This window comes from Stenotrophomonas maltophilia group sp. RNC7 (assembly GCF_030910085.1).
Classification (GTDB): domain Bacteria; phylum Pseudomonadota; class Gammaproteobacteria; order Xanthomonadales; family Xanthomonadaceae; genus Stenotrophomonas; species Stenotrophomonas sepilia.
The window spans coordinates 1-354 of record NZ_JAVFVN010000690.1; the positions used below are offsets into that span (position 1 = coordinate 1).

Here is a 354-nt window from a genome sequence, read left to right on the forward strand (position 1 = left end):
CAAGCAATTGCTCCTGTCTGATTGGCTTATGAAGGAAATCCACCGCATCAAGGCGAAGTGCGGATATCGCCGACTCGATTGAAGCGTGACCGGTGATAAACAGAACCTGAAGCCAAGTCCGGTCAGCAAATTGCTCGCGGATGGCCTCAATGAGTGCCAGTCCGTCCATTTCGGGCATTCGGATATCGCTCAATATTATGTCTACATGCGGCGCCTCGGACAGCAATCCCAACGCAATTTCTGCGCTCCCGGCCGTGATGCAGTCATAGCCCGCGTCTGTTAAAGCAATACGAAGTATCTCGAGAAGGTCGGCTTCGTCATCGACTATCAGGACTGTTGCTGTCTCTTTCATAT

General features: G+C 51.7%; 1 protein-coding gene. It reads right to left on the minus strand.

The features are described from left to right. The coding region (locus tag RCF13_RS14720; RefSeq protein ID WP_308141293.1) for a response regulator at window positions 1-354 on the minus strand (354 nt) is incomplete at both ends.